The sequence below is a fragment of the Streptomyces anatolicus genome, from assembly GCF_019400875.1.
In the GTDB taxonomy this organism is placed as follows: Bacteria; Actinomycetota; Actinomycetes; order Streptomycetales; family Streptomycetaceae; genus Streptomyces; species Streptomyces anatolicus.
The window spans coordinates 1-1,566 of the sequence record NZ_WMBF01000804.1; the positions used below are offsets into that span (position 1 = coordinate 1).

The window sequence follows — 1,566 nt, forward strand, 5'->3', positions numbered from 1 at the left end:
ACTTCACCTACATGGGGCGGTTCGCCGCCGACACGGCGGGCGACCAGGGCGGCGGAGCCTGGCAGATGGCCGCTGGGAACGCGATCGGAGGCTCCGGCGACCCCGAGACCCCGCTGCGGCACCTGCTGGACGTCGGCGCGATGGTCCGGGACACGCCGGGCGGGCCCGAGCTGACCCTCACCGTCCACTGGCCCCGCCGGCTGGTGCGGGACACGGACGCCGCACGGCTCGGGCGCGCCTGGGCGGACATGCTCGGCGGCCTCGCGGCCCACACCGCGGCACCCGCCTCCGGAGGGCACACGCCCTCCGACTTCCCTCTGCTCGACCTCGCCCAGGACGAGGTCGACGAGTTCGACCGTCTCGACTGACCCGCCGCTGTGAGGAGACAGAACGATGACCCGATCCGCTGTCGAGGACGTCTGGCCGCTGTCGCCGTTGCAGGAAGGGCTGCTCTTCCACGCCGCCTTCGACGACCAGGGCCCGGACGTCTACCAGGGGCAGCGGACGCTGGAGCTGACCGGGCCACTGGACGCGGACCGGTTGCACAGGTCGTGGCAGGCGCTGCTGGCCCGGCACGGAGCACTGCGGGCGAGCTTCCGGGGCCGCAAGTCCGGCGAGGCGGTGCAGGTCATCGCGCGCGAGGCGGTGTTGCCCTGGTGCGTGGAGGACGTCTCGGGGCTCGGGGAGGCCGGGCCCACGGTCGGCCGGGAAACGGAAGCGGACGCCGAGGCCGGTCGGGAGGCGGAAGCGGAACCGGACGCCGAGGCCGGTCGGGAAGCGGAAGCGGAAGCCGAAGCCGCGGCCGACCGGCTGGCCGCGCGTGAGCGATCGCAGCGCTTCGATCCGGCCACGGCACCCCTGCTGCGGCTCCTGCTGATCAGGCTCGGCGACGAACGGCACCGGCTGATCCTCACCAGCCACCACGTCGTCATGGACGGCTGGTCCATGGCAGTGCTCTTCAACGAACTGCCCGCCGTGTACGCGGCGGACGGCGAGACCCACGGGCTCCCCAGGACCACGTCCTACCGCGAATACCTCGCGTGGCTGGCCCGCCAGGACAAGGAGGCGGCGCGCACCGCCTGGCGCGCGGAGCTGGCCGGGGCCGACGAACCGACCCTCGTCGCACCGGCCGACCCCGCCCGGACACCGGTCGCGCCCGAAAGCCTCGTCATCCGGCTCTCCGAGGAACTGACGCACGGCATAGGACAGTTGGCGCGCGCCCACGACCTGACGGTGAACACCGTGATCCAGGGCGCGTGGGCGCTGCTCTTGGCGCGTCTGGCGGGGCGTACGGACGTGGTGTTCGGCGCGACCGTCGCGGGCCGCCCCGCCGAACTGCCCGGCGTGGAATCCATGGTCGGCCTCTTCATCAACACCCTGCCGGTACGCGTACCGCTCGAAGGCGCGGAGCCCGTCTCCCGGATGCTGGCGCGGCTCCAGGAGCGCCAGGCCGCGCTCATGGCACATCAGCACCTCGGCCTCTCCAAGGTCCAGAAGCTGGCCGGTCCCGGCGCGGTCTTCGACACGATCGTGGTGTTCGAGAACTACCCCCGCCCGCCCCAGAAG

Annotated in this window: 2 protein-coding genes; both read left to right on the plus strand. The window is 72.9% G+C overall.

Annotation, left to right across the window (positions count from 1 at the left end):
* Positions 1 to 368: hypothetical protein (locus tag GKQ77_RS32595; RefSeq protein WP_219692759.1), on the plus strand; the 368-nt coding region annotated here is incomplete at its 5' end.
* 25 nt (positions 369 to 393) lie between these two features.
* The coding region (locus GKQ77_RS32600) for a condensation domain-containing protein (protein WP_258022349.1) at positions 394 to 1,566 on the plus strand (1,173 nt) is incomplete at its 3' end.